Origin of the sequence: Brucella pseudintermedia, from assembly GCF_008932435.1 — a bacterium.
GTDB lineage: Bacteria > Pseudomonadota > Alphaproteobacteria > Rhizobiales > Rhizobiaceae > Brucella > Brucella pseudintermedia.
Genome location: NZ_WBWE01000001.1, coordinates 317,861 through 343,818, shown reverse-complemented (window position 1 = coordinate 343,818; position 25,958 = coordinate 317,861). Strand labels below are relative to the sequence as shown.

Genomic DNA, 25,958 nt, shown 5'->3' with positions numbered 1-25,958 from the left:
CCGGTTGCCGATCCGTGTCCTTTCAGCCGGTGATTGTTTTGCTGGCTGGAAAGACGGTCGGCTGCGCATTATGAATAGTAAATGCTTGTCTGAAACCGCTCGGGCCCATTTGAAACCGTGATCCAGTCCGCTCTCTTTTTCATATTCGGGGTGCTTGTGACGGTTTTCGTCGTGGTTCTGCTCGGCCCTTCGGTCTGGCGGCGCGCCTTCTTTCTGGCGCGGCGGCAGGTTCAGGCGGAACTGCCCATCACCCTTGCCGAGATTCGCGCTGACCGCGACGGGCTGCGCGCGGAATATGCCGTTGCGGTCAGCCGGCAGGAGCAGTTGCTGAAGCTCGAACGCCAGAAGAATGCCGAACAGAAGGTGTTGCTTGCCCGGCAATATGAAGAGCTGAAACGCATTCCGTTGCTTGAGGCAAGTCAGGCTGATATCGAGAAACAGCTGGCAGAACACGAGCGGGTGACGAAAGAAGCCGAGCACGCGCGCGATACAGCACTGGAAAAGGCACAAATCCTCCAGGCTGAACTGGAACGGATGCAAAGCCATTACACCGCGCTTGAGGGGCTGGCCGATACATTGCGTATCGAGATAAGTGGAAGCGAGACGGAATATAGCCGTCTGACAAATGAGATGACCGAAATGCGTCGAGATCGCAAGGAAGCCGCAGCCCGTTACAACGAAGTTTCCACCCAATTGACCTCGGCGCAGACGGAGCTGAAAAGTGAAAAGCGGCGCAATAGCGAGTTGCAGCAGAAACTCGAGAAGCTGATTTCCGAACTTTCGGACGCACAGGAAAAAATCGAGCGTTATAGCCGCCGGAATGCTGGCGCGAGCGACGGCCCGGAATTAGCTGAAATCAAGCGCGAGAACGCAGTCCTTCGCGAAGAAATGGCCGCACTTGCCGCCCGCATGGTAGCGGCGACCGCTGAAAAGGAAGGGCCGGAATCGCCGATCCATTCCATTCTTGAGGCAGCCGAAAAAGCGGACACGGGAAAGGGCAAGAAGGCCGGCCCCAAGAGCCTGGCGCGCCGCATCCGCGACCTGCAATAGGGTTCAGTCCAGCGATTATTCCTTGCCGAAAACATCCGACCAGTCGGGATGGCGCATTGCCTGCGCGTGCATGAAGCTGCAGCGCGGGATGATCTTCCACCCGCTCCGGCGCGCATCCAGAACCGCATTCTTGGCAAGTGCCTGCGCGACGCCTTTGCCACGCATCGCATCGGGCACGAAAGTATGGTCGATGGATATCAGCGAAGGGCCGAGCTTCGTATAGGTCATTTCGGCTTCACTGCCGTCGAGAACAGCCGCATAGCGTCCGCCGTCGGAACTGTCTTCCTTGCGAATCTCGATCGTTCCGCTCATGCCATCCTCCTGAACATTGCGTGTCTGGATCAACGCGCCAAGTTCACAACATAGGAACGCAATGTGCAAATAAAAACCGGCCGCGAGGGCCGGTTTTCGATTTGTCGATCAATGGCCCCTTCGCGGAAGACCTGTTCCGCAGGAGCCCGATCCCGTCCTTCCAAAGCCGGTCCCGGTGTTGGGAGACGGTTTTAGTGACGATACTGTTGAATTCTGGTGGTCCTGAGGCCGGCGAGACCATGCTCATCGATTGAGGATTGCCAGGAAAGGAATTCCTCCACCGTCAATGTGTAACGCTGGCATGCCTCCTCAAGGCTCAGAAGTCCACCCCGCACCGCGGCGACGACTTCAGCCTTGCGGCGGATGACCCAGCGCCTTGTATTGGCGGGGGGGAGGTCCGCGATGGTCAGCGGGCTGCCATCAGGACCGATAACATACTTTATACGCGGTCTTACCAGATCGGTCATTGTACTCTCTACACAACACTCAAGGACCTAATCGAGTAGGAGACTAACCCGACAGCTTTAAAAATTACCTAAGCCGCTGGTAACTCTCTGGTAAGACTTGAAAAAATGCTCGTTATCGCGCTCTTGCCAGCATTTTCGGGACATAAGACCGGAAAACTTCACGGGGAAGTGTGCGCCGCCTGTCGCAAACTGGCCAATGATTGTTCCCGGCCCCTTGGCAAATTGCCGCAGTTTGGCCTATATAGGGCGAAGAAACCTAAATTTTGAGAAGCAGGGCACTTGCCCGGAAGCTGGAATCAATCATGAGCCTGAACAGCCTCGATCTGCCGGGAAAGCCGGAAGACACGCGCGTTGTCGTCGCCATGTCGGGCGGCGTCGATTCATCTGTTGTGGCCGGGATTCTCAAACGTGAAGGTTACGATGTCGTTGGCGTGACGCTGCAGCTTTATGACCATGGCGCAGCGGTTCACCGCGCCGGTTCCTGCTGCGCGGGACAGGACATCGAAGATGCCCGCCGCGTTTCGGAAAGTCTGGGCATTCCGCATTACGTCCTCGATTACGAAGCGCGCTTCCGCGAGGCCGTGATCGATCCTTTTGCGAATTCCTATGTCAGCGGCGAAACGCCTATCCCATGCGTTTCGTGCAATCAGACGGTAAAATTCGCCGATCTCCTGCAAACCGCGCGCGATCTCGGTGCCGATGCGCTGGCGACCGGCCACTATATTCGCAGCCGCGCCAATGGCGCGCATCGCGCGCTTTATCGTCCGGTCGACACGGATCGCGACCAGAGCTACTTCCTTTTCGCCACCACGCAGGAGCAGATTGATTATCTGCGCTTCCCGCTTGGTCATCTGCCGAAGGCGCAGGTACGCGAAATCGCGGAGGAAATGGGCCTGACCGTCGCCAAGAAGCAGGATAGCCAGGATATTTGCTTCGTGCCGCAGGGCAAATATTCGGACATTATCTCCAAGTTGAAGCCCGAAGCGGCCAATCCTGGCGATATTGTCCATATTGACGGGCGTACGCTCGGCCGCCACGACGGCATCGTGCATTACACGGTCGGCCAGCGCCGCGGTATTGGGGTCGCCACTGGTGAACCGCTTTATGTCGTCCATCTTGATGCTGCCAATGCACGGGTTATCGTCGGTCCGCGTGAAGCGCTGGAAACGCACAAAGTTTTCCTGCGCGACATCAACTGGCTGGGCGATGCGCCAATTGGCGATTTGCCCGAAAGCGGCATGGAGGTGTTCGCCAAGGTCCGCTCGACACGGCCGCCGCGTCCCGCCGTACTGCACCATGCCGATGGCCAGACCTGGGTTGAGCTGGTGGATGGCGAAAGCGGCATCGCTCCCGGACAGGCCTGCGTGCTCTATTCCGACGAGAGCAATACCGCGCGCGTCTTTGGCGGCGGCTTTATCGGTCGTTCCGAGCGTGAACCGCAGGCGGAAGAAATGCTGCGCCGTCTTGTTGCCAACACGGCTAGCGCCTCGGCAGCCTGATAAATCTTTCCGGCTGAATTAAAAAAACCTCTGGTCCGAAGCCGGAGGTTTTTTTGATATTTGCTCATGAAAACTTGCTGAACCGGGACAGGGCGATGCCCGATGCGGTTGCGACATTCAGGCTGTCGAATGCAGCCGACATGGGAATCCGCGCCGTTTGAAGCTTTTCAAGTAACCTTGGTGGCAATCCTTCCCCTTCGGTTCCGAGCAGGAGTCCGTGACGGTCATGCTTCGCCGCATCATAGATGCTGAGCGAAGATGACGGGCTGAGCGCAAGCAGATTGAAACCGCCATCGCCAAGCGCGGCGATGATTTCATCGATATTGCCGCCGTGGAAATAGGGGACTTTTAGCGTCGCACCGACGGATACACGGATGGCCTTGCGATAAAGCGGATCGCAGCAAGTTTCATCCATCAGCACGCAGTCTGCCTCGAAAGCGGCGGCATTGCGAAAAATAGAGCCGACATTGTCGTGATTGGAAATGCCGCACAATACCACGACAAGCGATTTGGCGGGGAGGGCTGCGAGCATCGCCTGCAGGCCGGGCTGCGGTGTGCGGCGACCGACCGCGAGAATGCCCCGATGAACATGAAATCCCGCAACTGCATCCATGACGGCCTGCGGGACGGAATAGACGGGAACATCGGGCGGGAGTTGACCAAGTTGCTCCGCGAGGCCTGCCAGCCGGTTTTCCAGAACGAGCAGCGATTCCGTTTCAAATCGTGCGGAAGAGGAAAGCAGGACGTTCAGAACCACCTTGCCTTCCGCAATGAAACGCTGCTGTCGGCCCACGAGGTCTTTTTCGCGAATGCTGCGATAAGGGGAGAGGCGGATGTCGTCCGGATCGTCAATGGTCAGGACGCAGCCGTGCGAATGAGAATTTTCGTTCATCGCACGGCTGTGACCTCATGATGTTATGCGTGAGCGACTGCCGCCAGATTCTGTCTGCGCGGTGCTGGACTCATATACAGACTCGATAATGTCGACAACATCAACTCGATATGCGGCGAAGAGACCATGTAGTAGATGGTCTGCGCGTCGCGGCGGGTTGAAACGAGTTCAAGAGCTCGTAGTTTTGCCAGGTGCTGAGACAAAGCGGATTGGCTAAGGTCAATCGCCTTGGCAAGCGCACCGACGGACATTTCATTGTGAAGCAACTTACATAAAATTAGTAATCGCTTATTGTTAGCAAGAGCCGAAAGAAAATCGGCGGCCTGATCTACATTTTCAATCAAATCAAAGAAAGTATCTTGGTTGCTCATTTGCCGTCATACCCCCGTAAGACTGGACAAAGTTAAAAATATACATGCAAATTTTCATAAGCATGCACGTTCAAAATAATGCTAGTGGCGGCGTTTGAAAAGCCCTTGCTTATATTCAATCCAGTATAAAGACGTGCAATTTCGTCCCAAAAAAAATGCGATTTTGTTTCAAGGGGGTTTATTTTACCGTTTCGCCAGTGCTGTAACAGCTTCCCTTAGGGAATCGGGCTGCGTCGAAAATACGTGACGAAGAACGCGGTCGCCACTGGCAATATCGGCACCATCGGGGTCGATACCCACAATTTTGAACTGTTCTCGAAGGGCGCCTGATTTCGTAAGCCCGCGCGCAATATGTGCGATTTCAAGCGCATGATTTTCATTAAGGCCGTCAAGCGCGTTCTGCTCGCCTTCGGCAAAGTCGGCACTGATGGACGCTGCACATATTAAATCGTCCCGCGTCAGGTTGAATGCCCTGCCGAAGCCGCCGTTGAGGCTGGCGCCTTCCACTTCGAGCCGGAAGAAAGCGAAATCCCCCAGATCTACATAGAGCGAACCCTTCGGATTGTGATTGAGATAGCGCCGGCGGACGCGCGGATAGTCGGTGGCGGCCTTCTCAACCTTTCGCGCCTGACAGTGCAGCGTGACGCGGGCATGGGCGAGGGGGTCTCCCTTCCCGACCTCGCCGAGCAGAAGCGAGCAGGCCGGGTTTGCCAGCAGGCCCGGCGTATGTGCCGCCAGGCCGGAGACCAATATCAGCGGAGTGCCATCCGTGTCCGTTGCCACTGCAACGCGGCTCGCCAGCGGTCTGCCGGTTGCCGCATCGAAAACGGCAATGGCCCCATAGCGCGACGTACGCAGCAAGGTCTTGGCAAGCTGAATGGCCTCGGGCGTGGTGGGGCGAATGGGATTGGCTTCGGGCATCGATGCGCAACTTAAATATGATTTTTGCTGTCCACTTAATACTGCGCCTTTTCAGAAAGCGCCAGTCCATTTGGATGTCGATGCTGCTGGCGGCTGAAACCGGGAACAATTTCCAATTGATCGGACACATCGATGTCGCGTCCGAGTCGGTGATGCACAGCTTGCATTACCCCATGCAAAATGCGTGCGAATAATATTATAAATCCGCACGCTTTAGCGCAATATTCCGAAATTGCCCGTCTCGTTAGAATAAAAATCTAACGATTAGTCCCGTAATCGGTTGAGAATATGAAGTGGTTCTAAAAATTGCGCTTGCAAAGTGGCGATCCACACGTTTCGATAAGCGCAAGCTGCGGGCAATGGGGTGCGCGCGGCATGCTTTTCCGTGGAGGCGGACAATAATGAAATTCTACCAAAAACTCCTGGCAGCAACCGCGCTGGTGGCTCTGATGGGCGGTGCTGCATCGGCGAAGACCTTTGTGTATTGCTCGCCGGCTTCGCCTGAAGGCTTCGATCCGGCTGCCTATACCGGCGGCGATACGTTCGACGCCTCGGCCCATCCGGTTTACAACCGCCTTGCCGAATTCGAAAACGGAACCACGAAAGTCGTGCCGGGTCTCGCAGAGAGCTGGGACGTTTCCAGCGACGGTCTGGAATACACCTTCCATCTGCGCAAGGGCGTCAAGTTCCACTCGAACGACTATTTCACGCCAACGCGTGATTTCAATGCGGACGACGTGATCTTTTCGTATGACCGCATGCGCAACAAGGATAATCCCTGGCATCAGTACACCGCTGGCATCACCTACGAATATTTCGACAGCATGGAGATGGGCGCTCTGATCAAGGACATCGTCAAGGTTGACGATTACACGGTCAAGTTTGTGCTGAACCGTCCGGAAGCGCCGTTCCTCGCCAATATCTCGATGCCTTTCGCTTCGATCATCTCGAAGGAATATACCGACAAGCTTGCCGCCGATGGCAAGAAGGACGATCTGAACCAGGTTCCGGTCGGCACCGGCCCGTTCCAGTTCGTCGCCTACCAGAAGGACGCCGTCGTTCGCTTCAAGGCCAATGAAAACTATTGGGGCGGCAAGCCGAAGATCGACGATCTCGTCTTCGCGATCACCACCGATCCTGCTGTTCGCGCGCAGAAGCTCAAGGCTGGCGAATGCCATCTGATGTCCTATCCGGCTCCGGCCGACATCAAGGGCCTCCAGGCCGATTCCAACCTCAAGGTCGACGAGCAGGCTGGCCTTAACGTGGCTTACTTCGCGTACAACACGCTGAAGGCGCCTTATGACAAGCCGGAAGTCCGCAAGGCGCTGAACCAGGCTATCAACAAGCAGGCGATTGTCGATGCCGTGTATCAGGGCCAGGGCCAGGTGGCCAAGAACCCGATCCCGCCGACGATGTGGGGCTATAACGACAAGATCGAGGACGACAAGTACGATCCAGAAGCTGCCAAGAAGGCTCTCGAAGCCGCTGGCGTGAAGGATCTGAAGATGAAGCTGTGGGCTATGCCCGTCAGCCGTCCTTATATGCCGAACGGCCGCCGCACGGCTGAACTCATGCAGTCCGATCTTGCCAAGGTTGGCGTCAGTGCAGAGATCGTTTCGATGGAATGGGGCGAATACCTCAAGAAATCGGGCGACAAGGAGCGTGACGGTGCCGTGATCCTCGGCTGGACCGGCGACAATGGCGATCCGGACAACTTCATGGGCACGCTTCTCGGCTGCGCTGGCGTTGGTTCGAACAACCGCGCCCAGTGGTGCTACAAGCCGTTTGAAGACCTGATCCAGAAGGCCAAGGTCACGACCAGCCAGGAAGAGCGCGCCAAGCTTTACGAAGAAGCGCAGGTGATCTTCAAGGAGCAGGCTCCGTGGAACACCCTCGCTCACTCGACGGTCTTCGTGCCGATGTCGGCCAAGGTTACCGGCTTCAAGCAGAGCCCGCTTGGTGACTATCGCTTCGAAGAAGTCGATATTTCCGAGTAAAATCTGACAACACGAGCGGCCGGGTGTAGGGTGATCCCCTGCACCCGGTCGGAGTTTTTGTATGTTCCGCTTCTTATTGAACAAACTCGTCTATCTGGTTCCGACCTTCATAGGCATCACAATCGTGGCTTTTGCCTTCGTCCGGGTTCTTCCCGGCGATCCTGTGCTGTTGATGGCCGGCGAACGCGGCGTAAGCCCCGAGCGCCATGCCGAACTGATGGCGCAACTTGGCTTCGACCGCCCGATCTGGCAGCAATATCTCGACTATGTCTGGAACCTGCTGCATGGCGATTTCGGCCAGTCACTGGTGACCAAAAAGCCTGTTCTCACTGAATTCTTCGCGCTGTTTCCTGCAACCGTTGAGTTGTCCATCTGCGCGATCATTCTGGCTATTCTCCTCGGCATTCCCGCCGGCGTCATCGCGGCTGTCAAGCGCGGCTCATGGTTCGATCAGGGACTGATGGGCGTTTCGCTGGTCGGTTACTCAATGCCGATTTTCTGGTGGGCGCTTCTGCTCATTATTCTGTTCTCAGGCGTGCTGCAATGGACGCCGGTCTCCGGCCGCATCTCGCTGCTCTATTTCTTCCCGCCCGTCACCGGTTTCATGCTGATTGACAGCCTGATGTCGGACCAGAAGGGCGCTTTCGCCTCCGCGGTCTCGCATCTCATCCTGCCGACGATCGTGCTCGCGACCATTCCGCTGGCCGTCATTGCACGCCAGACGCGCTCGGCGATGCTGGAAGTTCTGGGTGAGGATTATGTGCGCACCGCACGCGCCAAGGGCCTGCCGATTCGCCGCGTTGTCGGTCTGCATGCACTGCGCAATGCGATGATCCCCGTCATCACGACAATCGGCCTTCAGGTCGGCGTTCTGATGGCCGGCGCGATCCTCACCGAGACGATCTTCTCATGGCCCGGTATCGGCAAATGGATGCTCGATTCCATTTTCCGCCGCGACTATCCGGTCGTGCAAAGCGGATTGCTGCTGATCGCATTCATCATCATGCTGGTGAATCTGGTCGTCGATCTGCTGTACGGTCTCATCAATCCGCGTATCCGGCATAAGTGAGGGTATCATGACACACTCAGCTATTCAGCCGGAAGCCGCGAACGACATTGGCAAGATGCGCGCGCTGAAAGACTTCTGGTTCTATTTCAGCGTCAATCGCGGCGCTGTGATCGGTCTTTTCGTATTTGTCGCGATCATTCTGGTCGCAATCTTTGCTCCGCTTATTGCGCCGCACGATCCCACGGAACAGTTCCGTGAATTCGTGAAGGTCCCGCCATTCTGGGAAAACGGCGGCTCGACGCAGTTCCTTTTGGGAACTGATGCGGTCGGACGCGATATCCTGTCCCGCCTGATCTACGGCTCGCAATATTCGCTGCTCGTGGGCTTCGTCATCGTCATCATTTCGATGTGCCTCGGCATCACGATTGGTCTTATTACCGGCTATTTCGGTGGCGGCGTCGATACGGTGTTCATGCGCATCATGGACGTCATCCTGGCATTCCCGTCGCTGCTGCTGGCACTGGTTCTGGTGGCAATTCTGGGACCGGGCCTGATCAACGCGGTTCTCGCGATCACGCTGGTCCTGCTGCCGCACTTCTCACGCCTTACCCGCGCAGCCGTCATGGCAGAAAAGGAACGCGAATATGTGACCGCAGCCAAGCTTGCCGGTGCAAGCAAGCTGCGCCTGATGTTCAAGACCATTCTGCCGAACTGCCTTGCCCCGCTCGTGGTGCAGGCAACGATGTCGTTCTCCAACGCCATCCTCGACGTTGCGGCTCTGGGCTTCCTCGGCATGGGCGCGCAACCGCCGACGCCAGAATGGGGCACGATGCTTGCCGAGGCGCGTGAGTTCATCTTGAGTGCCTGGTGGATTGTTACCTTCCCCGGTCTCGCGATCCTGATTACTGTTCTCGCCATCAATCTGATTGGCGACGGTCTGCGCGATGCGCTTGACCCGAAACTGAAGAGGAGCTGATCGATGGCTCTGCTTGAAATCAAGAACCTTTCGGTTTCTTTCGACACCTCGACCGGCCCCTTCAAGGCGGTTGACGGGATCGATATCAAGGTCGACAAGGGCGAAGTGCTGGCGATTGTCGGTGAATCGGGCTCGGGCAAGTCGGTCGGAATGCTCGCCGTCATGGGCCTCCTGCCCAAGTCCGCGACTGTCACCGCAGACGCCATGACCTTCGATGGCCAGGATTTGCGGACGATGTCCGACAAGGAGCGCCGCAAGATCATCGGACGTGACATTTCCATGATTTTCCAGGAACCGGTCGCAAGCCTCAATCCCTGCTTCACGGTCGGCTATCAGCTTGAGGAAGTGCTAAAGCAGCATATGGGCATGAACGGCTCGGCGAGCCGTGCGCGCGCCATTGAGCTACTGGAACTCGTCGGCATTCGCGATGCGGCGGAACGCCTGAAAAGCTTCCCGCACCAGATGTCGGGCGGCCAATGCCAGCGCGTCATGATCGCGATTGCGATTGCCTGCAATCCCAAGCTCCTTATCGCCGACGAACCGACGACTGCTCTGGACGTGACGATCCAGAAGCAGATCCTCGATCTCCTGATGCGGCTTCAGGTCGAACACGGCATGGGTCTGATCATGATCACCCATGACATGGGTGTGGTTGCCGAAACGGCGGACCGCGTGATCGTGCAATATAAGGGCCACAAGATGGAGGATGCCGACGTGCTGTCGCTGTTCTCCGCGCCCAAGCACCCTTATACCCGTGCGCTGCTGTCGGCCCTGCCGGAAAATGCGACCGGCGACCGTCTTCCGACGGTGTCCGATTTCGTCTTTGAAAATAATGGTGCGGGAGAAGCGCGATGAGCGAGATTGTTCTCGAGGCGCGCGATATCAAGCGCGATTATCATGTCGGCGGCGGGCTGTTCGGCAAGGCAAAGGTGGTTCATGCCGTCAAGGGCGTGAGCTTCAAGGTGGAAAAGGGCAAGACGCTGGCGATTGTCGGTGAATCGGGTTGCGGCAAGTCCACGCTGGCCCGCATTCTCACGATGATCGATCCACAGACTTCCGGCGAGTTGAAGATCGGCGGCAAGGATGTGAACATCGCTCGTGACGGCCTGACGGCCGAAATGCGCCAGAAGGTGCAGATCGTGTTCCAGAACCCGTACGGTTCGCTCAATCCGCGTCAGAAGATCGGCGACGTGCTGGCGGAGCCGCTGCTGCTGAACACCAACATGTCGGCGGAAGAACGGCGCGCCAAGGCGATGCAGATGCTGTTGAAGGTCGGCCTTGGCCGCGAGCACTTCAACCGCTATCCGCACATGTTCTCCGGCGGCCAGCGCCAGCGTATCGCCATTGCGCGTGCGTTGATGCTCAACCCGAAACTGCTCATTCTGGATGAGCCGGTTTCGGCACTCGACCTTTCGGTGCAGGCACAGGTCCTGAACCTGCTGGCCGATTTGCAGGAAGAGTTCGGCCTCACCTATGTCTTCATCAGCCATGACCTTTCGGTCGTGCGCTATATCGCCGACGAGGTGATGGTGATGTATTTCGGCGAGGTGGTGGAATACGGTTCGCGTGACGACGTGTTCAACAATCCGCAGCACGACTATACGAAGAAGCTCTTTGCTGCCACGCCGCGCGCGGATGTAGATGCCATCCGGGCACGTGTGGAAGCACGCGCTGCCGCAAGACAGGCGGCACATAGCTGATCCGCACCTTGCGCAGCCTGAAAATCAAAAAGCCGCACACGTGAATGTGCGGCTTTTTTGTTTGAAGCGTGTCGCATTTTCCAACGCAAAACCGTTTCACACTTTTGCTGGAAATGCTCTAGGATGAGGTTCCGCAATGCTCTAGGATGAGGTTCCGCGCTGCTGATGCCAGGCGAGTGCACGCACAATGTCGTCCGCCGCAATCTTGCCGACGATGGCGCCGTTCTCGATGATCCCGACATCGCCGCTGCTGTCGGCGACAGCGCTCATCAGGTCGCGCACCAGCGTTTCACGTCGTGCAGTGGCCGCAAAGGGGCGTGGGGCTGCATTGCGATCAAAGGGCACCATGATGTCGCCAGCCCTGAGAACGCCGAGCGGGTTCATGTGCGCAACGAAGTCGGCAACATATTCATCGGCGGGTTGCAGGAGAATTTCCTGCGGCGTGCCGCACTGAACGATACGCCCGCCTTCCATGATCGCGATGCGATTGCCGATCTTCATGGCTTCGTCGAGATCGTGGCTGACGAAGACGATGGTCTTTTTCAGGCGCGACTGGAAAGCCAGCAATTCGTCCTGCAAGCGGGTGCGGATCAGCGGATCAAGGGCCGAGAACGGCTCGTCCATCAGCAGGATCGGCGCGCCGGTTGCAAAGGCGCGAGCAAGCCCGACGCGCTGCTGCATGCCGCCGGAAAGCTCGCCGACCTTGCGCTTGGCCCAGTCCTGCAAGCCGACAAGTTCAAGCTGGCCGCGGGCTTTGGCAAGGCGTTCCTCCTTGCCCATGCCGGAAATCTCAAGTCCGAAGGCGACGTTTTCCTCCACCGTGCGCCATGGCAGCAGGCCGAACTGCTGGAACACCATGGAGACAAGTTCGGTGCGCAGATGGCGGAGCGTCGCGCGGTCGGCCTTGCCGACATCGATGGCACGGTCGCCCTCACGCACGAGAACGCGCCCGCGTGAAATGGGATTAAGCCGGTTGATGGCGCGAAGCAGGGTGGATTTGCCGGAGCCGGACAGCCCCATGAGAACGAGGATTTCGCCTTCCTCGATATTAAGCGTGCAATTGTGCACGCCCAGCACGAGATTGGTTTCCGCCTGAATCTGCGAGCGGGTTGCGCCGCGATCCGCAAGCGCAAGAGCCCCATCGACATTGCTGCCGAAAATGATGCAGACATCCTCGAGTGCGATGATGGTCATCCGCTACCTCCTGGTCTCTGTTTGAGCATGATCTTATCCGAAAACCGGTCTCCACTTTTCGGGTGCATGCTATTTTTCTCTGCCGGCGCGGAAGATGCGGTCGAGCACGATTGCGACTACGACGATGATGAAGCCTGCCTCGAAGCCGAGTGAAATGTTGACGGAGTTCAGTCCGCGAACCACTGGGACGCCAAGGCCGTCAGCGCCGACAAGCGCGGCGATGACCACCATTGAAAGTGAAAGCATGATCGTCTGGGTTAGACCCGCGAGAATTTGCGGCATCGCATAGGGCAGCTCGACTTTCCAGAGAAGCTGCGAGCGCGACGCGCCAAAGGCTTCGCCTGCCTCGATCAGGGAGGACGGCGTTGAGGAAATGCCGAGCTGGGTCAGGCGGATTGGGGCGGGAATCACGAAAATGACGGTGGCGAGCAAGCCCGGAACCATGCCGATGCCAAAGAAAACGATAGCCGGGATCAGGTAAACGAATGTCGGCAAGGTCTGCATCAGGTCGAGGACAGGGCGCATCGCGGCATAAAGTGCCGGACGATGGGCCGCCGCAATGCCGAGCGGCACGCCGATGGCCATGCAGACAAAACACGACGACAGGACGAGCGTCAGTGTCTTCAGGGTCGGATCCCAATAGCCCTGATTGATGATGAAAAGGAAGCCAAGAACGGTGAGCAGGACGACGGAGATGCGACGCTGGATCAGCCATGCAATGATTGCGAAGATGGCGATCAGAAGCAGTGGATGGGGCAGTTGCAAAAGATACAACAGGCCGTCAATCAGGCCCTGCATGATCGCCGCCAAAGTATCGAAGAAAAGCCCCAGATGGGTCGTCAGCCAGTCCACCACAGATTTGGCGGTTGGTCCGACAGGAATCTTGTAGTCCGTCAGCCAGTTCAACGATCAAGTCTCCTGCTGCGTGCTTGTGATGAAGGTGCTGGAACGTGCCGGGCCGCGTCTGTCGCAGTCCGGCAGCATGGATCAAAGGCCGAGCGCCGCCTTGACGGCCGGAAGGCCTTCCTTGCCATCGACAGTGGTCACGCCGGCAAGCCATTGGTCGAGAACGCCGGGATTGGCCTTGAGCCAGTCGTTTGCGGCTTTGGACGGTTCCTGGCCATCGTCGAGAATCTTGCCCATGATCTCGTTCTCGATATCGAGCTTGAATTCCAGATTGGTGAGGAACTTGCCGACATTCGGGCATTCCTGCGTGTAGCCGGTGCGGACATTGGTTTCGACCTTGGCGCCGCCGAGATTGGGGCCGAAGAAGTCGTCGCCGCCGGTCAGATAGGCGATTTCAAAGCGCTTGTTCATGGGATGCGGTTCCCATGCCAGGAACACGACCGGTTCCTTGCTGTTGATGGCGCGCGCGACCTGCGCCAGCATTCCCTGCTCGGAGGATTCCGCCAGCTCGAACGACTTGAGGCCGAAGGCGTCCTTGCTGATCATGTCGAGGATCAGGCGGTTGCCGTCATTGCCCGGCTCGATGCCGTAGATCTTGCCGCCAAGCTTGTCCTTGAAAGCGGCGATATCCTTGAAGTCCTTGAGGCCTTCGTCATAGGCGTATTTCGGCACGGCAAGGGTATATTTCGCGCCGGTCAGATTGGTGCGCAGCGTCTCGACGGTCTTGTTGTCCAGATAGGGCTGGAGGTCGGCGCTCATGGACGGGTTCCAGTAGCCAAGGAAAACGTCGATGTCCTTCTTGCTCAGCGACGCATAGGTTACCGGCACGGAGAGAACCTTGATGTCGGTCTTGTAGCCGAGACCTTTGAGGATTTCTGTCGCTACCGCCGTCGTGGAGGTAATGTCGGTCCAGCCGACGTCCGAGAAGCGGACGGTCGAGCAGCTTTCGGGTTCAGCGGCGAAGGCGGTTGCAGGCGCGCTCAGCATTGCCGTTCCCCCGGCCAGCCCACCCAGGGCAAGCGTAAGCATAAAGGTCGATGCGGACTTCATTGTTCTCTCCATTTACCGGGCCGTTTTTACGGATTGATTGTTTTTCCGGTTCCAGCTTTAGCAAACACCAAAGATTTCGCCATTCAAGTACCATAGCGGCGAAAATGTTCTTGATTGCGACGTTGATCGCAGTTTCCGGCGAAAAACCGTTTCGCACCTCACTTGAAACCGCCTTGAAGCTGTTTGCCGCTCATCAATTTCCGGAACCGTCGGCAAGGGAGGCGGGCAGGATTGCCACGCACTTGGCCGAAGCGGGTCGGCGCCATGTTACGGATCGGCTCCCGGGATTCAACCCTGTCAGCGGAAAATGACGGATAAAATCAGTTGGATGAGCGTTCGAGTGGATTGAATTTGACGTTTGATATCCGTCCGATATAAATCTCGTTTCAAACGTCAAATTCGAAAAATCCACTCGATTCATAAAGTTGCCAGTGGTCTGATTCCGACCTTTGCTCAACGCTCATATCCGCGGGATGCAAATGTCGGAATCAGACCGTTGGGTTGTCGAAAAGATGAGCACACTCTATTTGAGAACCTGAAGCCTTTTCAGGCTTGGCTGCTTGCGAACGGGACTTGCGATGCATAGGTCTGTGGGCGACGGCAAAAGCGGTGCGAAGCCCGGATTTTTGGGCAAGAGGAAGGATATTTTTACGGTGTGGAATGCAGTAAAGGGCGTTTTTTCCTTCCTTGGGCGTTTCATCGCGGCGCTTGCCCGCCTGATTGCCATTCCGCTTGGCGGATTGTGGGGGCTTTTCCTGCGGCTCGGAATATTGTGGAAAGTCGCCGTTTCGGTTGTCGTGATCGGACTCGGCGGGCTGTACCTCTATTTCATCTGGCAGACTCAGGCCTGGACGAATTTCGATCCCGATTATCCGGCCAAATACACCTATCAGACCGCGACCACCCCCGGCGAAGAAGTCAAAGCGGAGGCAGCTCCTGCTGCACCGGCAGAGCAGCCTGCCGCCGCGCCACAGGCCAACCAGACCAGCGATCCCGCGTCGGCGAGCCAACCGGTTCAGGCAGCGCAATTGCCGTCCTCGACGCGCAAATGTTCCCGCTCGGCCATTGCCGAGGTCGCCGCCGATCTCACCGATTTCAACGTCAACCAGAATGCATGGATTTCCTCCATGCTCCTCTACAAGCTTGGCCTTTTCGGTCTGGACTGGGACCGCACGCCTTTCCTCGACAACAAGGCTTCGTTCCAGCGCGGCATCAATGCAGCCGTGCGCCGTACCGCGATTGAACTCGTGGATAATATCGGGCGCTTGCGCGGCACATCGCAGATCGATGCGGATTTGCAGAAGGCACGCGGAAACCTGCAATTTGCCGAGGATTCCTGGTATTTCGGCCTGAGTCCTTTCGGTCCGAAGACGCCGACGCCGAGCTATTACCGTTCTGCGATCAAGGATCTGCGCTCATTCAACGGGCGGCTTGAAAACTGTCAGGCAACGTTCGATGCCCGCGCCGACAATCTGATCCAGTTCGTGGACCGTATCGCGAGCGATCTCGGTTCCACCTCAGCCATCCTCAAGGATCGTGCCGAGAATTACCATGCCGGCTGGTTCGACACCCGTGCGGATGACCGTTTCTGGTTCGCCTATGGCCAGCTTTATGCCTATTACGGCCTATTGCGCGCCGCACATTCGGATTTCCGCGGTGTTCTGGCTGAGAAGCACCTCGACGGCGTGTGGGACGAGATGGAAAAGCAGATGCGCGCCGCGCTCGACATGCAGCCCTTCATCGTTTCCAACGGCAGCCCCGATGCCTGGTTCACGCCATCGCATCTGACGACGATGGGCTTTTACATCCTGCGTGTTCGTTCCAACTTGGTCGATGTGAAACAGGTTCTGGAGCGCTGACCGGCAATGGAACTGCCAGCTTCCTTGCGACAGGCGGTGGATGCGGCGCTTGAGGGCGTCGCCTTGGCCGACCTGAAGCGCGCATCCGACATGCTTTCGCGCCGTTACCGCGCCGAGACCCGGGACGGGCGGATGCATATTTCCGACGATCTTGCGGCAAAGGCCTATCTGGCGGCGCGCCTGCCCGCGACTTATGCGGCGGTTCGCGCCAGTCTGGACAATGCAGCCGAGGTCTGTCCCGGTTTTGCGCCGCAATCCATGCTTGATGTGGGGGCAGGACCGGGAACGGCTCTTTGGGCGGCAAAGCAATGCTGGCCGACGCTTCAATCGGCAACCATGATCGAGGCAAGTCCTGCGATCCGGGCGGTGGGAAGCGCGCTTTCGCAAGATAGCGGATTGTCTGATCTCGACTGGCGAGCAGGGGATGTGGTGCGGGAAAAGCTCGATTTTCCTGAAGCTGATCTCGTTACGATTGCTTATGTGCTCGACGAACTCGCCCCCGAAAACAGGCAGAAACTCATCGAGCGCCTGTGGGCATCGGCAAGACAGATGCTGGTGATCGTGGAGCCGGGCACACCGGCGGGCTGGCAGCGCATTCTCGATGCGCGCCGGGCACTTGTCGCCGCAGGTGCGGTTATTGCTGCGCCCTGTCCGCACCAGCTCGATTGTCCACTGATCGCCCCGGATTGGTGCCATTTTTCGCGCCGCGTTGCCCGTTCGCGCATTCATCGCCTGACCAAGGAAGCGGAAGTGCCTTGGGAGGATGAGAAGTTCATCTATCTTGCTGCGGTGCGCGAGACGGTTGAGGATGTGGAAGCGCGGGTCATTGCGCCGACACGGGTTGGCGGCGGCAAAGTTTCGGTTAAACTCTGCAAGGATGACGGCAGGGCGGAAGAACGCCTGCTGACCAAGCGCGACGGAGATCTGTTCCGTTGGGCGCGTCGCGCCGACTGGGGCGATGCATTGATGAAAGATTGAGCCGTAGCCAAAACGATGAAGATCAGTCTGGTCCAGTTACGTCTGCTTGAAGCTGTCGCGGAAACCGGCAGCGTGGGGGCTGCGGCGCGGCGCCTGCGCCTGACGCAATCGGGCGCAAGCCAGGCGATTGCGACACTGGAAAAGATACTCGGGGTCAAGGTGCTGGCGCGAAAGCGGGACGGGGCTGCCCTGACGGCATTCGGACAATCGATCCTTGCCGATGCCAAGGCGGCGCTTCAGGCCATCGACCGGATAGAGTTGCAAGCACGGTGTAGTGCGTCCGGCGCGCCTGAACGGCTCCGCGTTGCGGCAATCCCGAGCCAGCTCCAATATGTCTTGCCCGGCCTGCGAAAGACGTTTCAGCGGCTTTATCCCGGCATCGAGTTCAGCGCTTTCGAGGGCGGACATGATGATGTCAGCCTGTGGGTGCGGGACGGCATTGCCGATCTCGGCATTACCTCGCTGCCGACGCCCGAGCTTGAGGCTCGCGAAGTTGGTCGCGAAGAACTGGTTGTGGTGGGCAGGCGCGACGATCCCTTCATGCGCAGTGACACGGTTGCCGCAGAGGAGCTGCGCAACCGCCAGCTTATCGCGGCAGCGGGCTGCGAAATGATCATCGACCGGATTATCCATGGTGAGGGCGATGGTGAAACGCGTAGCGAACAGGTGCGCACGCGAGACGTCGCCACGGTGCTGGAAATGGTGCGGCATGGCATCGGCACCACGCTGCTATCTGAAATCAGCCTGCCGGGCGCCGACCTGCATGGATTGCGCGCGCGCCGCCTCGATCCGCCGACGTTCCGCACCGTCTATATCGTCTTTCGGGTCGACAGCCCGGTCAGGCATCTGATCGATCGGTTTTGCGATGTGGCTCTGGAGGCCAGAAGCAAGGCGGCATAAGAAATTCTAATATCTCATATCTCGCTTATCCGTGGCGCTCGTCGCGGCCAGGAATGCAATAGTCCGGCGCTATTCCTTTTTTCCTGATGCGAGCGACAATGACGGCTATCACCGACAACCATCCGACGACTTCGACTTCCAATACCATACGCGGTCTGGCCTGGGGGCTCTCCGGGGTTCTGGTATGGTCCGGTTCGTTCGTCCTGACGCGGTTCGGGTTCAAGACCGCCTTGACGCCTTTCGACATCATTGCCCTGCGCTTCGGCGTGGCGGGACTGGTGCTGTTGCCGGTCGTTCTGATGAAAGGTTTCGGCCTTCGCCGGCTTGGTCCGCTCGGCTTCGTGCTTCTGGCTTCAGGAGCCGGTGTTCCCTATGCGCTGCTGACCACCTGCGGCCTGCAATATGCCCCGGCGTCCCACGCGGCGGCGCTCATTCCGGGGCTGATGACGGCGATGGTTGCCATTCTGGGGGTGGCGCTTCTAAAGGAACATCTTGCGCCGTCACGGTGGTCCGGGGTCGTGCTGATCGTGATCGGGGCCATGCTGATCGCCGGTCTATCGCTACTGGGCGGGCCTGAAATGCTCGGGCACCTGTTCTTTTTCGTCGCGGCACTGGTCTGGGCGATCTATGTCATGGTGTTTCGCAAGAAAGGGATGGACGGGTTGCACGCGACCGCCATCGCCGCCGTCACTTCGGCAATCGTCTATCTGCCGATCTACATGATCTTCCTGCCCAAAGGGCTTGGCGCAACGTCCTGGGGCGATATTGCCTTACAGGGTTTCTATCAGGGCGTTCTCACCTCGGCCTTTGGTGTCTTTGCCTTCAACCGCGCGGTTGTCCTGCTGGGAACGGCTGCGGGGGCAGCGCTATCGGCGCTGATCCCCGTCATTACTCTGGTTCTGGCGCTTGTCCTGCTTGGCGAAGTGCCGGGCTGGACCGACACGCTCGCCGCCTTGCTGATCAGCCTCGGCGTGCTGGCGCTGAACAGGAAGGGCAAAAAACCTGCCGCTTCATGATGGCTGCAAGGCAGGTCTTGCAGCAGGGCGGTTGATGATGAACACCATGGCCGCAGCCGCAAAGCACATGGCACCGGCGAGGATCAGGGCAGGGGTGTAGCTGTCATAGTCCGTGCGCACGAACCCGGCGAAGGCGGCCGCCGCCGCAGCCCCGATCTGATGGCCGGTGAACACCCAGCCGAAGACCAGACCGGCTTTTTCCGGACCGAACCGTTCGGCGGCGAGCTTGACGGTCGGCGGCACGGTCGCCACCCAGTCCAGCCCGTAAAAGACGGCGAACAATGCCAGTTCGTACACGGTAAAATCAGTGAAGGTCAGGTAGATCAGCGACAGGCCGCGCAGCGCATAGAACCAGAACAGAAGCCAGCGGTTGTCGAACCGGTCGGAGAGCCAGCCGGACATGATCGTGCCAATGAGGTCGAAGGCGCCGATCACGGCAAGGATGCCCGCCGCGCCGACCGGCGCGATGCCGAAATCGCCGCAAAGCGTGATCCAGTGCGTCTGGATCAGGCCATTGGTGGAAAAGCCGCAGACGAAGAAGGTCAGGAACAGGACCCAGAAGGTTGCGGTCGAGGATGCTTCGCGCAAGGTGACGAGCGGCGAGGCCAGCATGGCCCCGAAGCTCTTGCGGGGTTCGGGTGCTGGCAGTGGAGCGGTGCGGCCAAAAGGCTTGAGGCCGATATCCGCCGGGTGATCGCGCATCAGGGCGAGGACCAGCAGGAGTGCTGTAACAAGGAAACAGATGACGATGGTGAGCGAGGTGCGCCAGCCGATAGTCTGGCTGACGCTGGCGAGGATCGGCATAAAAACCAGCTGGCCAGTGGCGTTGCTGGCCGTCATAAGGCCTACGACGAGGCCGCGCCGCTTTTCAAACCAGCGTGCCGCGACGGTCGCGCCGAGCACAAGCGCGGTCATGCCGGTTCCAAGACCGATTACAATGCCCCAGAGCCCGACCATCTGCCATTCCTCGGTCATGAAAATGGAGCCGATCAGCCCAAGCGAAATCATGACGAGAGCTGTCGCCACGACGCGGCGCAGGCCGAACTGGTTCATGAAGGCAGCCGCGAACGGCCCCATAAGGCCGAAAAGAACGAGGCGAAGCGCCATTGCGAAGGAGATATTCGCATTCGTCCAGCCGAATTCCCGTTGGAGCGGTTCGATCAGGATGCCCGCCGATCCCATCGCGGCAGCGGTCGCCAGCATGGTCAGGAAGGTGATGGCGGCGACGATCCATCCGTAATGGATGTTCCTTTGTGCAAGAAAGCCTGCAAGGCGGGCAGAAATCATCTTTGGCGCTTTCGGTTCATGCTGGCCATTCACCAGCCATTGTCGACGGCGAAGCCCGTCGCTTCCTAGAGGTCGCGGGGCTTCGGTTCATTGTTTTCAGTCAAAATGCGTCCGGTTATCCAAGGCTGCGAAGCAGGCTTTCAAGCTGTTCCACGCCGTCCTTTCCCAACCGGTTCTCGATTTCCTCCTGCGCCTGATCCCAGAGCGGACCGCCGCGTTCCACGAGATCGCGGCCATCCGCCGTCAGCGTGACGTTGGTCTCGCGATGGTCGTCGCTGGCGGCGGGCTCGACCAGTCCCATGCGCTGCAGAACCTTCACGTTGCGGCCCATGGTCGAACGGTCCAGCTCCGACAGATGTGCGAGTTCCGTCACCGAGATGGCGCCCGCGCGGCGGATTTTCCGCAAGGTGCTGAACTGGGCGACATTGATGCCGAGCGGAGACAGCGCGTCGTCGTAGACGCTTGATGTCTTGCGGGCTGCCTGACGCAGAAGAATGCAGAAACACGGATGTGACATATTGCGGGTATATACCCGTAAATAGTTGTGTGCAAGATGGAAGTGCAAAATCGGGAGTTCGTTGCTGCCATTCTGCTGACAGCAACGGCGTTTCAGGAAAGACTTGTTGCCGGCTCAGACGGCGATATAGGCGGTTTCCTTCACTTCCTCCATCACGGCATAGGTGTGTGATTCCCGCACGCCGGGCAGGGAAAGAAGCGCCTCCGAAAGGAAGCGGCGATAATGGTCCATGTCGGAAACGCGGGCCTTAACGAGATAATCGAAGCCGCCCGCAACCATGTGGCATTCCAGGATGTCCGGATTGTTGCGGGTGAAAGTCGAAAAGGTTTCAAAGACTTCCGGCGTGGTGCGGTCCAGCTTGATCTCAATGAAGACCAGCATGGCCCGGTCGAGCATCTTCGGCGAAAGCCGCGCCGAATAGCCTAAAATATACCCTTCGCGGGTCAGCCGCTTGACGCGTTCGGCGGTTGCCGTCTGCGAGAGATTTATGCGATCGGCAAGTTCGGTATTGGTCAGGCGTCCGTTCTCCTGAAGGGCGCGCAAAATACTCCTGTCCATCGCATCGAGATTCTTCATCAGTTGTCCCCAATGGCCGTTTATGTGTGACGGCTCTATTCTTGATTTTTGCATATGTGTTTGAGTTGCCACGGAAATGAATCCGAAATCGCTCCCGGACGCAAGACGAAACTTGTTGGGTGGCCCCACAAATTTTTGAACTGTTTCGATGAATTGAGCTTAAATGTAAGCATACGCGCAAATAACAATCACAGGTTGCAAAGAAACTACAATCCGTGCTAAGAATAATGCGCATACTAAAAGTTATATTATACCTGTGAATTTATGCATGGGGTGTGGGGGTGCCCGGAGCTGAAGGAAACGTCCCTCTCCTTCTGTCTCGTTCATCCCGGTTCTAAAGGAAATCCGGACAGCCGCAAACTGTCCGGATTTTCTTTGCGAGACTTGGAGCGTGTCGTCCTGATGTTGGCTTGTGCGGCAGATTTCGGCCGTTGAATTTTCCGGTTGCAAGCGGGCAGATTGAACGCTAACAGTACGTCCATGAACATTTCGCGCAATATCGTCATCAACGGTTGGTGGTGGGCCCGCTAAAAGCGGCCACGCAGGCGTTTGTGCATTTGCGTTCAGGAAACAGGCCGCTGGGATTATCCGGGCGGCCTTTTTGTTTGGCTGTTTGAATAAGACCGGCGGGGAAACCGGGTTCTGGAAATATTCGGAAACAGTTAGATTTGGGATAGCCGATCATGAATGCGAAGATTGCGGATAGCGAGATATTCCAGCACGAGACGGCAGGCGGCATCGTCGTCGAGCGCGTGCGCCACCTCACAGCCTACAAGGGCGCGATCGAGACTTATATCGATGCGCTGAATGAACGGCGTGGTGCGGTGTTTTCCTCAAACTACGAATATCCGGGCCGCTATACGCGATGGGATACGGCTATCGTCGATCCGCCGGTGGTCATTACCTCGCGTGCCCGCACCATGCGCATCGAAGCGTTGAATGCCCGCGGCGTCATCCTGCTTCGTCCTATCCTGGACACGGTGAAGGCGCTTGCCGAGGTGACGGTCGACAAGGCGGAAGAAAACCGCATCGAGCTTACCATTGCCCAGCCGAGCGGAACCTTCACCGAGGAAGAGCGCTCGCGCATGCCTTCGGTCTTCACGGTCCTGCGCGCCATTGTCGGCCTGTTCTTCTCCGAGGAAGACGCCAATCTCGGCCTTTACGGTGCCTTCGGTTACGATCTGGCGTTCCAGTTCGATCCGATCCAGTACAAGCTGAAGCGCCCCGACGACCAGCGCGATCTGGTGCTGTTCATTCCTGACGAAATCTTCGTAGCCGATCATTATGCGGCACGCGCCTGGGTGGATCGTTATGAATTTGCCTGCGGCGGTTCCTCCACGCATGGCCTTGCGCGCGCAACGCCTGCAAAGCCGTTCAAGCCTTCGGATGCCAAGCTTGCGCGTGGCGACCATAATCCGGGCGAATATGCCAAGCTGGTCGAGCGCGCCAAGGACAGCTTCAAGCGCGGCGATCTCTTTGAAGTGGTTCCGGGCCAGACCTTCTACGAGCGCTGCCACACCGCCCCATCGGAGATTTTCCGCCGGTTGAAGACAATCAATCCGTCGCCCTATTCCTTCTTCATCAATCTGGGTGAGAACGAATATCTGGTTGGCGCGTCGCCGGAAATGTTCGTGCGGGTCAATGGCCGGCGTATCGAGACGTGTCCGATTTCCGGCACGATCAAGCGCGGCGAGGATGCGATTTCGGATTCGGAACAGATTCTGAAGCTGCTGAACTCGAAGAAGGACGAGTCCGAGCTGACCATGTGTTCGGACGTGGATCGCAACGACAAGAGCCGCGTCTGCGAGCCGGGGTCGGTGCGTGTCATCGGTCGTCGCCAGATCGAAATGTATTCGCGCCTTATCCACACGGTCGATCACATCGAAGGACGGCTTCGCGACGGCATGGACGCGTTTGACGGCTTCCTGAGCCATGCGTGGGCCGTGACGGTTACCGGCGCGCCGAAATTGTGGGCGATGCGCTTTCTGGAAGAAAACGAGCGCAGCCCGCGTGCATGGTATGGCGGAGCCATCGGCATGATGCACTTCAATGGCGACATGAATACCGGCCTGACGCTGCGTACCATCCGCGTGAAGGATGGCGTCGCTGAAATCCGCGCCGGTGCAACGCTTCTGTTCGATTCCAATCCGGAAGAGGAAGAGGCCGAGACCGAATTGAAGGCATCGGCGATGATTGCTGCCGTGCGCGAAGCACAGAAGAGCAATCAGGTTGCAGAGGAGCGCGTGGCGGCGAAGGTGGGCGAGGGCATCTCCATCCTGCTCGTGGATCACGAAGATTCCTTCGTGCACACGCTCGCCAATTATTTCCGCCAGACGGGCGCGACGGTTTCCACCGTCCGCTCGCCGGTGGCGGAAGAAGTGTTCGACAGAATCAAGCCCGATCTCGTGGTCCTGTCGCCCGGACCGGGAACGCCGCAGGATTTCGGTTGCAAGGCAACCATCGACAAGGCGCGCAAGCGCGAACTGCCGATCTTCGGTGTTTGTCTTGGGTTGCAGGCGCTCGCTGAAGCCTATGGCGGCACGCTGCGCCAGTTGCGCATTCCGATGCACGGCAAGCCGTCGCGTATTCGGGTCTCGAAGCCGGAGCGCATTTTCTCCGGTTTGCCGAAGGAAGTGACGGTGGGGCGCTATCATTCGATCTTCGCCGATCCAGAACGTCTGCCGGATGATTTTCTGGTGACAGCTGAGACCGAAGACGGTGTCATCATGGCTTTCGAGCACAAGCACGAGCCGGTCGCCGCCGTCCAGTTCCACCCGGAATCGATCATGACGCTTGGCCACAATGCCGGAATGCGCATGATCGAGAATGTGGTGACGCATCTGGCGGGCAAGAACAAGGCGCGCCGCACCAATTACTGACCGAAGGCATCGGGTGATGATTTCAAGCCAGCCGCAGCTCACGCTGCGGCTCGCTTTTTTAAGATTTGCCGGGGCTTGCCCATTGCCTGCTTCGGCAACTCATTTGCAAGTTTAATGCCTTGCATTTGCAGGAGAAAATTAAATTTGGGAACTACAAAAACAGGGTACGAAATTCCGATATTCTAGGGTATAGAACAGCGGCGAATTGCTGCTGCGTATGCCAGATGCGTTGAGGATACGCCCCGCGTGCTGGAGCGCATCCCGAGAAGCTGGAAACGGTTTTGCGTTGGAAAAGGCGGCAAAACAAATAGTTAGAGCGGTTCCGGTTTTCGGGCCGGTGCTCTAGCGAACGAATGAAGGGCTGTGCGTAGGCCCGTCCCGGTTTCGGGACAGATCAAGATAATCAAAGGTTCATCATGGACGCGAGTGCAAAGGTTCGGCGGCTTGCCGCTTGGTCTATTCCCATTGCTTTCGGTGTGATGGGCCTGAAATATCTGGCCTATGCGCTGACCGGCTCCGTGGCGCTTTACTCGGACGCGCTGGAATCGATCGTCAATGTGATTGCGGCCATCGGTGCGTGGTGGGCAATCCGCATGAGCTACAAGCCCGCGGATGGCAATCACCCATTCGGGCATCACAAGGCCGAATATATTTCGGCTGTCGTCGAAGGCGTCCTGATCACGGTGGCCGCACTCCTGATCTTCCGCGAGGCATGGTTTGCGCTGCAAACACCGCGCAAGCTCGATGAGCCCTGGCTCGGCCTCACCATCAATACGGCCGCGGCCATCATAAACGGCCTGTGGGCCACATTGCTGATTCGCACCGGCCGCAGGTTCCGTTCGCCTGCGCTGGAAGCCGACGGCAAGCACATCATGACCGATGTGTTCACCTCCGCCGGCGTTCTGGTTGGCCTTGTGGGAGCCGTGGCTACAGGCTGGGCGATACTTGATCCGCTGCTTGCCATACTGGTCGCCATCAACATTCTCTGGCAGGGCTGGCATGTCATCAATTCCTCGGTGCAGGGGCTGATGGATATTGCCGTGGAGCCGACCGAGGAAATGCGCATCCGCGACGTGATTTCGGCCAATGCGGGGGGCGCCATCGAGGTTCACGACCTCAAGACGCGTATTGCCGGGCGGGTCACCTTCATCGAGTTTCATCTGGTCGTTGCCGCCGAAATGAGCGTCGGCGATGCCCATGTGATTTGCGACCGTATCGAAGATGCCCTGAAGAAGGAGATCGACAGCGCGCGCGTGGTGATCCATGTCGAGCCGGAGGACGAGGCGAAGCTGCCGCCGGGAACCAGCGCCGTGCCATTTGCCTGACTGAAATACTGTCTTGCATGGCGGATAGCGCGCGTGTAAAAGCTTTTCCCATGACGATCAAAAGCGCAACATCCATGGAACATTCCGCAGCCGCCTTCGGCGCGCGCGTTGATGTTTGCGTTCTAAACTCGCTTCTTACCCTCGGCCTTAGCGGCGATCGCCGGGCTCGCTGAAAGGAGCGTCCGGCGGTCGATCCCCCGGTCGCAGGCCCGTGCTCCTTTCCAGAAAACCCTTATATCGATCAATATTGTCCGCGCTTGACGGCCTTAATCCGTCG

The 25,958-nt window shown here is 58.1% G+C and carries 25 protein-coding genes; 14 read left to right on the top strand and 11 right to left on the bottom strand.

Features of this window, described 5'->3' with window-relative positions; all coding sequences use genetic code 11:
* Nucleotides 1-141: 141 nt before the first annotated feature.
* Complete coding sequence (locus F9K78_RS01625; protein ID WP_176023084.1) at nucleotides 142-1,050, top strand: coiled-coil domain-containing protein; 909 nt, start codon at nucleotides 142-144, stop codon at nucleotides 1,048-1,050.
* Between the two features lie 15 nt (nucleotides 1,051-1,065).
* On the opposite strand, the gene F9K78_RS01620 is transcribed toward F9K78_RS01625, so the two are convergent.
* Both F9K78_RS01620 and sciP read right to left on the bottom strand, forming a co-directional pair.
* Nucleotides 1,066-1,362: a GNAT family N-acetyltransferase gene (locus F9K78_RS01620; protein WP_121982411.1), complete on the bottom strand. Its 297-nt coding sequence runs from the start codon at nucleotides 1,360-1,362 to the stop codon at nucleotides 1,066-1,068.
* Between the two features lie 191 nt (nucleotides 1,363-1,553).
* Complete coding sequence (gene sciP, locus F9K78_RS01615) at nucleotides 1,554-1,829, bottom strand: CtrA inhibitor SciP (protein ID WP_002964694.1); 276 nt, start codon at nucleotides 1,827-1,829, stop codon at nucleotides 1,554-1,556.
* A gap of 302 nt (nucleotides 1,830-2,131) precedes the next feature.
* Between sciP and mnmA the strand changes: the two genes are divergently transcribed.
* A complete protein-coding gene (gene mnmA / locus F9K78_RS01610) occupies nucleotides 2,132-3,328 on the top strand; it encodes a tRNA 2-thiouridine(34) synthase MnmA (RefSeq protein WP_176022934.1) in 1,197 nt (398 codons plus the stop codon).
* Between the two features lie 64 nt (nucleotides 3,329-3,392).
* Here mnmA and F9K78_RS01605 read toward each other — a convergent pair whose 3' ends face one another.
* From F9K78_RS01605 to F9K78_RS01595, 3 genes are all read right to left on the bottom strand, one after another.
* Nucleotides 3,393-4,220 (bottom strand): TrmH family RNA methyltransferase, encoded by an 828-nt coding sequence (locus F9K78_RS01605; RefSeq protein ID WP_121985938.1) that lies wholly within the window; start codon nucleotides 4,218-4,220, stop codon nucleotides 3,393-3,395.
* A 23-nt stretch (nucleotides 4,221-4,243) separates the two neighbouring features.
* The gene (locus tag F9K78_RS01600; RefSeq protein ID WP_121985939.1) at nucleotides 4,244-4,591 is read right to left on the bottom strand and encodes an ArsR/SmtB family transcription factor; all 348 of its coding nucleotides are present in this window, start codon (nucleotides 4,589-4,591) and stop codon (nucleotides 4,244-4,246) included.
* 183 nt (nucleotides 4,592-4,774) lie between these two features.
* Complete coding sequence (locus F9K78_RS01595; RefSeq protein WP_121985940.1) at nucleotides 4,775-5,512, bottom strand: HugZ family pyridoxamine 5'-phosphate oxidase; 738 nt, start codon at nucleotides 5,510-5,512, stop codon at nucleotides 4,775-4,777.
* 401 nt (nucleotides 5,513-5,913) lie between these two features.
* Here F9K78_RS01595 and F9K78_RS01590 point away from each other — a divergent pair, with 401 nt between their 5' ends.
* From F9K78_RS01590 to F9K78_RS01570, 5 genes are all read left to right on the top strand, one after another.
* Nucleotides 5,914-7,509 (top strand): ABC transporter substrate-binding protein, encoded by a 1,596-nt coding sequence (locus F9K78_RS01590; RefSeq protein WP_121985942.1) that lies wholly within the window; start codon nucleotides 5,914-5,916, stop codon nucleotides 7,507-7,509.
* 61 nt (nucleotides 7,510-7,570) lie between these two features.
* Nucleotides 7,571-8,578 carry an ABC transporter permease subunit gene (locus F9K78_RS01585; RefSeq protein WP_121985943.1) on the top strand — a complete coding sequence of 336 codons (1,008 nt, stop codon included), beginning with the start codon at nucleotides 7,571-7,573 and terminating at the stop codon, nucleotides 8,576-8,578.
* A gap of 7 nt (nucleotides 8,579-8,585) precedes the next feature.
* On the top strand, nucleotides 8,586-9,494 hold the full coding sequence (locus F9K78_RS01580; RefSeq protein WP_121985944.1) for an ABC transporter permease subunit: 909 nt from the start codon (nucleotides 8,586-8,588) through the stop codon (nucleotides 9,492-9,494).
* A gap of 3 nt (nucleotides 9,495-9,497) precedes the next feature.
* On the top strand, nucleotides 9,498-10,349 hold the full coding sequence (locus F9K78_RS01575; RefSeq protein ID WP_121982419.1) for an ABC transporter ATP-binding protein: 852 nt from the start codon (nucleotides 9,498-9,500) through the stop codon (nucleotides 10,347-10,349).
* Nucleotides 10,346-11,194 (top strand): dipeptide ABC transporter ATP-binding protein, encoded by an 849-nt coding sequence (locus tag F9K78_RS01570; RefSeq protein ID WP_121982420.1) that lies wholly within the window; start codon nucleotides 10,346-10,348, stop codon nucleotides 11,192-11,194. The genes F9K78_RS01575 and F9K78_RS01570 overlap by 4 nt, the downstream gene beginning before the upstream one ends.
* Nucleotides 11,195-11,335: 141 nt before the next feature.
* On the opposite strand, the gene choV is transcribed toward F9K78_RS01570, so the two are convergent.
* From choV to F9K78_RS01555, 3 genes are all read right to left on the bottom strand, one after another.
* Nucleotides 11,336-12,388 (bottom strand): choline ABC transporter ATP-binding protein, encoded by a 1,053-nt coding sequence (gene choV, locus F9K78_RS01565; RefSeq protein WP_121985945.1) that lies wholly within the window; start codon nucleotides 12,386-12,388, stop codon nucleotides 11,336-11,338.
* 69 nt (nucleotides 12,389-12,457) lie between these two features.
* The gene (gene choW, locus F9K78_RS01560) at nucleotides 12,458-13,294 is read right to left on the bottom strand and encodes a choline ABC transporter permease subunit (RefSeq protein ID WP_121985946.1); all 837 of its coding nucleotides are present in this window, start codon (nucleotides 13,292-13,294) and stop codon (nucleotides 12,458-12,460) included.
* 81 nt (nucleotides 13,295-13,375) lie between these two features.
* On the bottom strand, nucleotides 13,376-14,344 hold the full coding sequence (locus tag F9K78_RS01555) for a choline ABC transporter substrate-binding protein (protein WP_151682032.1): 969 nt from the start codon (nucleotides 14,342-14,344) through the stop codon (nucleotides 13,376-13,378).
* Between F9K78_RS01555 and F9K78_RS21820 the strand changes: the two genes are divergently transcribed.
* From F9K78_RS21820 to F9K78_RS01535, 5 genes are all read left to right on the top strand, one after another.
* Nucleotides 14,332-14,655, top strand: coding sequence for a hypothetical protein (locus tag F9K78_RS21820; protein WP_162995379.1), 324 nt, complete (start codon nucleotides 14,332-14,334; stop codon nucleotides 14,653-14,655). The two genes, F9K78_RS01555 and F9K78_RS21820, sit on opposite strands and share 13 nt — an antisense overlap.
* Nucleotides 14,656-14,997: 342 nt before the next feature.
* Complete coding sequence (locus tag F9K78_RS01550; protein ID WP_121986037.1) at nucleotides 14,998-16,203, top strand: DUF2333 family protein; 1,206 nt, start codon at nucleotides 14,998-15,000, stop codon at nucleotides 16,201-16,203.
* Nucleotides 16,204-16,209: 6 nt separating this feature from the next.
* Nucleotides 16,210-17,181: a small ribosomal subunit Rsm22 family protein gene (locus F9K78_RS01545; protein WP_121985948.1), complete on the top strand. Its 972-nt coding sequence runs from the start codon at nucleotides 16,210-16,212 to the stop codon at nucleotides 17,179-17,181.
* Nucleotides 17,182-17,196: 15 nt separating this feature from the next.
* Complete coding sequence (locus F9K78_RS01540) at nucleotides 17,197-18,081, top strand: LysR family transcriptional regulator (protein ID WP_121985949.1); 885 nt, start codon at nucleotides 17,197-17,199, stop codon at nucleotides 18,079-18,081.
* 98 nt (nucleotides 18,082-18,179) lie between these two features.
* On the top strand, nucleotides 18,180-19,097 hold the full coding sequence (locus tag F9K78_RS01535) for a DMT family transporter (protein WP_121985950.1): 918 nt from the start codon (nucleotides 18,180-18,182) through the stop codon (nucleotides 19,095-19,097).
* Here the strand turns inward: F9K78_RS01535 and F9K78_RS01530 are convergent.
* The 3 genes from F9K78_RS01530 to F9K78_RS01520 all read right to left on the bottom strand — a co-directional run bounded on the left by F9K78_RS01530 (nucleotide 19,092) and on the right by F9K78_RS01520 (nucleotide 21,477).
* Nucleotides 19,092-20,384: an MFS transporter gene (locus F9K78_RS01530; protein WP_121986038.1), complete on the bottom strand. Its 1,293-nt coding sequence runs from the start codon at nucleotides 20,382-20,384 to the stop codon at nucleotides 19,092-19,094. The genes F9K78_RS01535 and F9K78_RS01530 overlap by 6 nt on opposite strands.
* A 115-nt stretch (nucleotides 20,385-20,499) precedes the next feature.
* Nucleotides 20,500-20,901: a MarR family winged helix-turn-helix transcriptional regulator gene (locus tag F9K78_RS01525; RefSeq protein ID WP_121985951.1), complete on the bottom strand. Its 402-nt coding sequence runs from the start codon at nucleotides 20,899-20,901 to the stop codon at nucleotides 20,500-20,502.
* Nucleotides 20,902-21,015: 114 nt separating this feature from the next.
* Nucleotides 21,016-21,477, bottom strand: coding sequence for an Lrp/AsnC ligand binding domain-containing protein (locus tag F9K78_RS01520; protein WP_006472719.1), 462 nt, complete (start codon nucleotides 21,475-21,477; stop codon nucleotides 21,016-21,018).
* Nucleotides 21,478-22,160: 683 nt separating this feature from the next.
* On the opposite strand from F9K78_RS01520, the gene F9K78_RS01510 reads away from it, so the two are divergent.
* A complete protein-coding gene (locus F9K78_RS01510; protein ID WP_121985953.1) occupies nucleotides 22,161-24,356 on the top strand; it encodes an anthranilate synthase component I in 2,196 nt (731 codons plus the stop codon).
* Between the two features lie 416 nt (nucleotides 24,357-24,772).
* Complete coding sequence (locus F9K78_RS01505; protein ID WP_121985954.1) at nucleotides 24,773-25,681, top strand: cation diffusion facilitator family transporter; 909 nt, start codon at nucleotides 24,773-24,775, stop codon at nucleotides 25,679-25,681.
* The last annotated feature ends 277 nt before the right edge of the window (nucleotides 25,682-25,958 follow it).

Coding starts and splice junctions, on each gene's coding strand:
- F9K78_RS01620 (WP_121982411.1), bottom strand. CDS start 1,362: ATGAGCGGAACGATCGAGATTCGCAAGGAAGACAGTTCCGACGGCGGA.
- sciP (WP_002964694.1), bottom strand. CDS start 1,829: ATGACCGATCTGGTAAGACCGCGTATAAAGTATGTTATCGGTCCTGAT.
- mnmA (WP_176022934.1), top strand. CDS start 2,132: ATGAGCCTGAACAGCCTCGATCTGCCGGGAAAGCCGGAAGACACGCGC.
- F9K78_RS01605 (WP_121985938.1), bottom strand. CDS start 4,220: ATGAACGAAAATTCTCATTCGCACGGCTGCGTCCTGACCATTGACGAT.
- F9K78_RS01600 (WP_121985939.1), bottom strand. CDS start 4,591: ATGAGCAACCAAGATACTTTCTTTGATTTGATTGAAAATGTAGATCAG.
- F9K78_RS01595 (WP_121985940.1), bottom strand. CDS start 5,512: ATGCCCGAAGCCAATCCCATTCGCCCCACCACGCCCGAGGCCATTCAG.
- F9K78_RS01590 (WP_121985942.1), top strand. CDS start 5,914: ATGAAATTCTACCAAAAACTCCTGGCAGCAACCGCGCTGGTGGCTCTG.
- F9K78_RS01585 (WP_121985943.1), top strand. CDS start 7,571: ATGTTCCGCTTCTTATTGAACAAACTCGTCTATCTGGTTCCGACCTTC.
- F9K78_RS01580 (WP_121985944.1), top strand. CDS start 8,586: ATGACACACTCAGCTATTCAGCCGGAAGCCGCGAACGACATTGGCAAG.
- F9K78_RS01575 (WP_121982419.1), top strand. CDS start 9,498: ATGGCTCTGCTTGAAATCAAGAACCTTTCGGTTTCTTTCGACACCTCG.
- F9K78_RS01570 (WP_121982420.1), top strand. CDS start 10,346: ATGAGCGAGATTGTTCTCGAGGCGCGCGATATCAAGCGCGATTATCAT.
- choV (WP_121985945.1), bottom strand. CDS start 12,388: ATGACCATCATCGCACTCGAGGATGTCTGCATCATTTTCGGCAGCAAT.
- F9K78_RS21820 (WP_162995379.1), top strand. CDS start 14,332: ATGCGGACTTCATTGTTCTCTCCATTTACCGGGCCGTTTTTACGGATT.
- F9K78_RS01555 (WP_151682032.1), bottom strand. CDS start 14,344: ATGAAGTCCGCATCGACCTTTATGCTTACGCTTGCCCTGGGTGGGCTG.
- F9K78_RS01545 (WP_121985948.1), top strand. CDS start 16,210: ATGGAACTGCCAGCTTCCTTGCGACAGGCGGTGGATGCGGCGCTTGAG.
- F9K78_RS01540 (WP_121985949.1), top strand. CDS start 17,197: ATGAAGATCAGTCTGGTCCAGTTACGTCTGCTTGAAGCTGTCGCGGAA.
- F9K78_RS01535 (WP_121985950.1), top strand. CDS start 18,180: ATGACGGCTATCACCGACAACCATCCGACGACTTCGACTTCCAATACC.
- F9K78_RS01530 (WP_121986038.1), bottom strand. CDS start 20,384: ATGATTTCTGCCCGCCTTGCAGGCTTTCTTGCACAAAGGAACATCCAT.
- F9K78_RS01525 (WP_121985951.1), bottom strand. CDS start 20,901: ATGTCACATCCGTGTTTCTGCATTCTTCTGCGTCAGGCAGCCCGCAAG.
- F9K78_RS01520 (WP_006472719.1), bottom strand. CDS start 21,477: ATGAAGAATCTCGATGCGATGGACAGGAGTATTTTGCGCGCCCTTCAG.
- F9K78_RS01510 (WP_121985953.1), top strand. CDS start 22,161: ATGAATGCGAAGATTGCGGATAGCGAGATATTCCAGCACGAGACGGCA.
- F9K78_RS01505 (WP_121985954.1), top strand. CDS start 24,773: ATGGACGCGAGTGCAAAGGTTCGGCGGCTTGCCGCTTGGTCTATTCCC.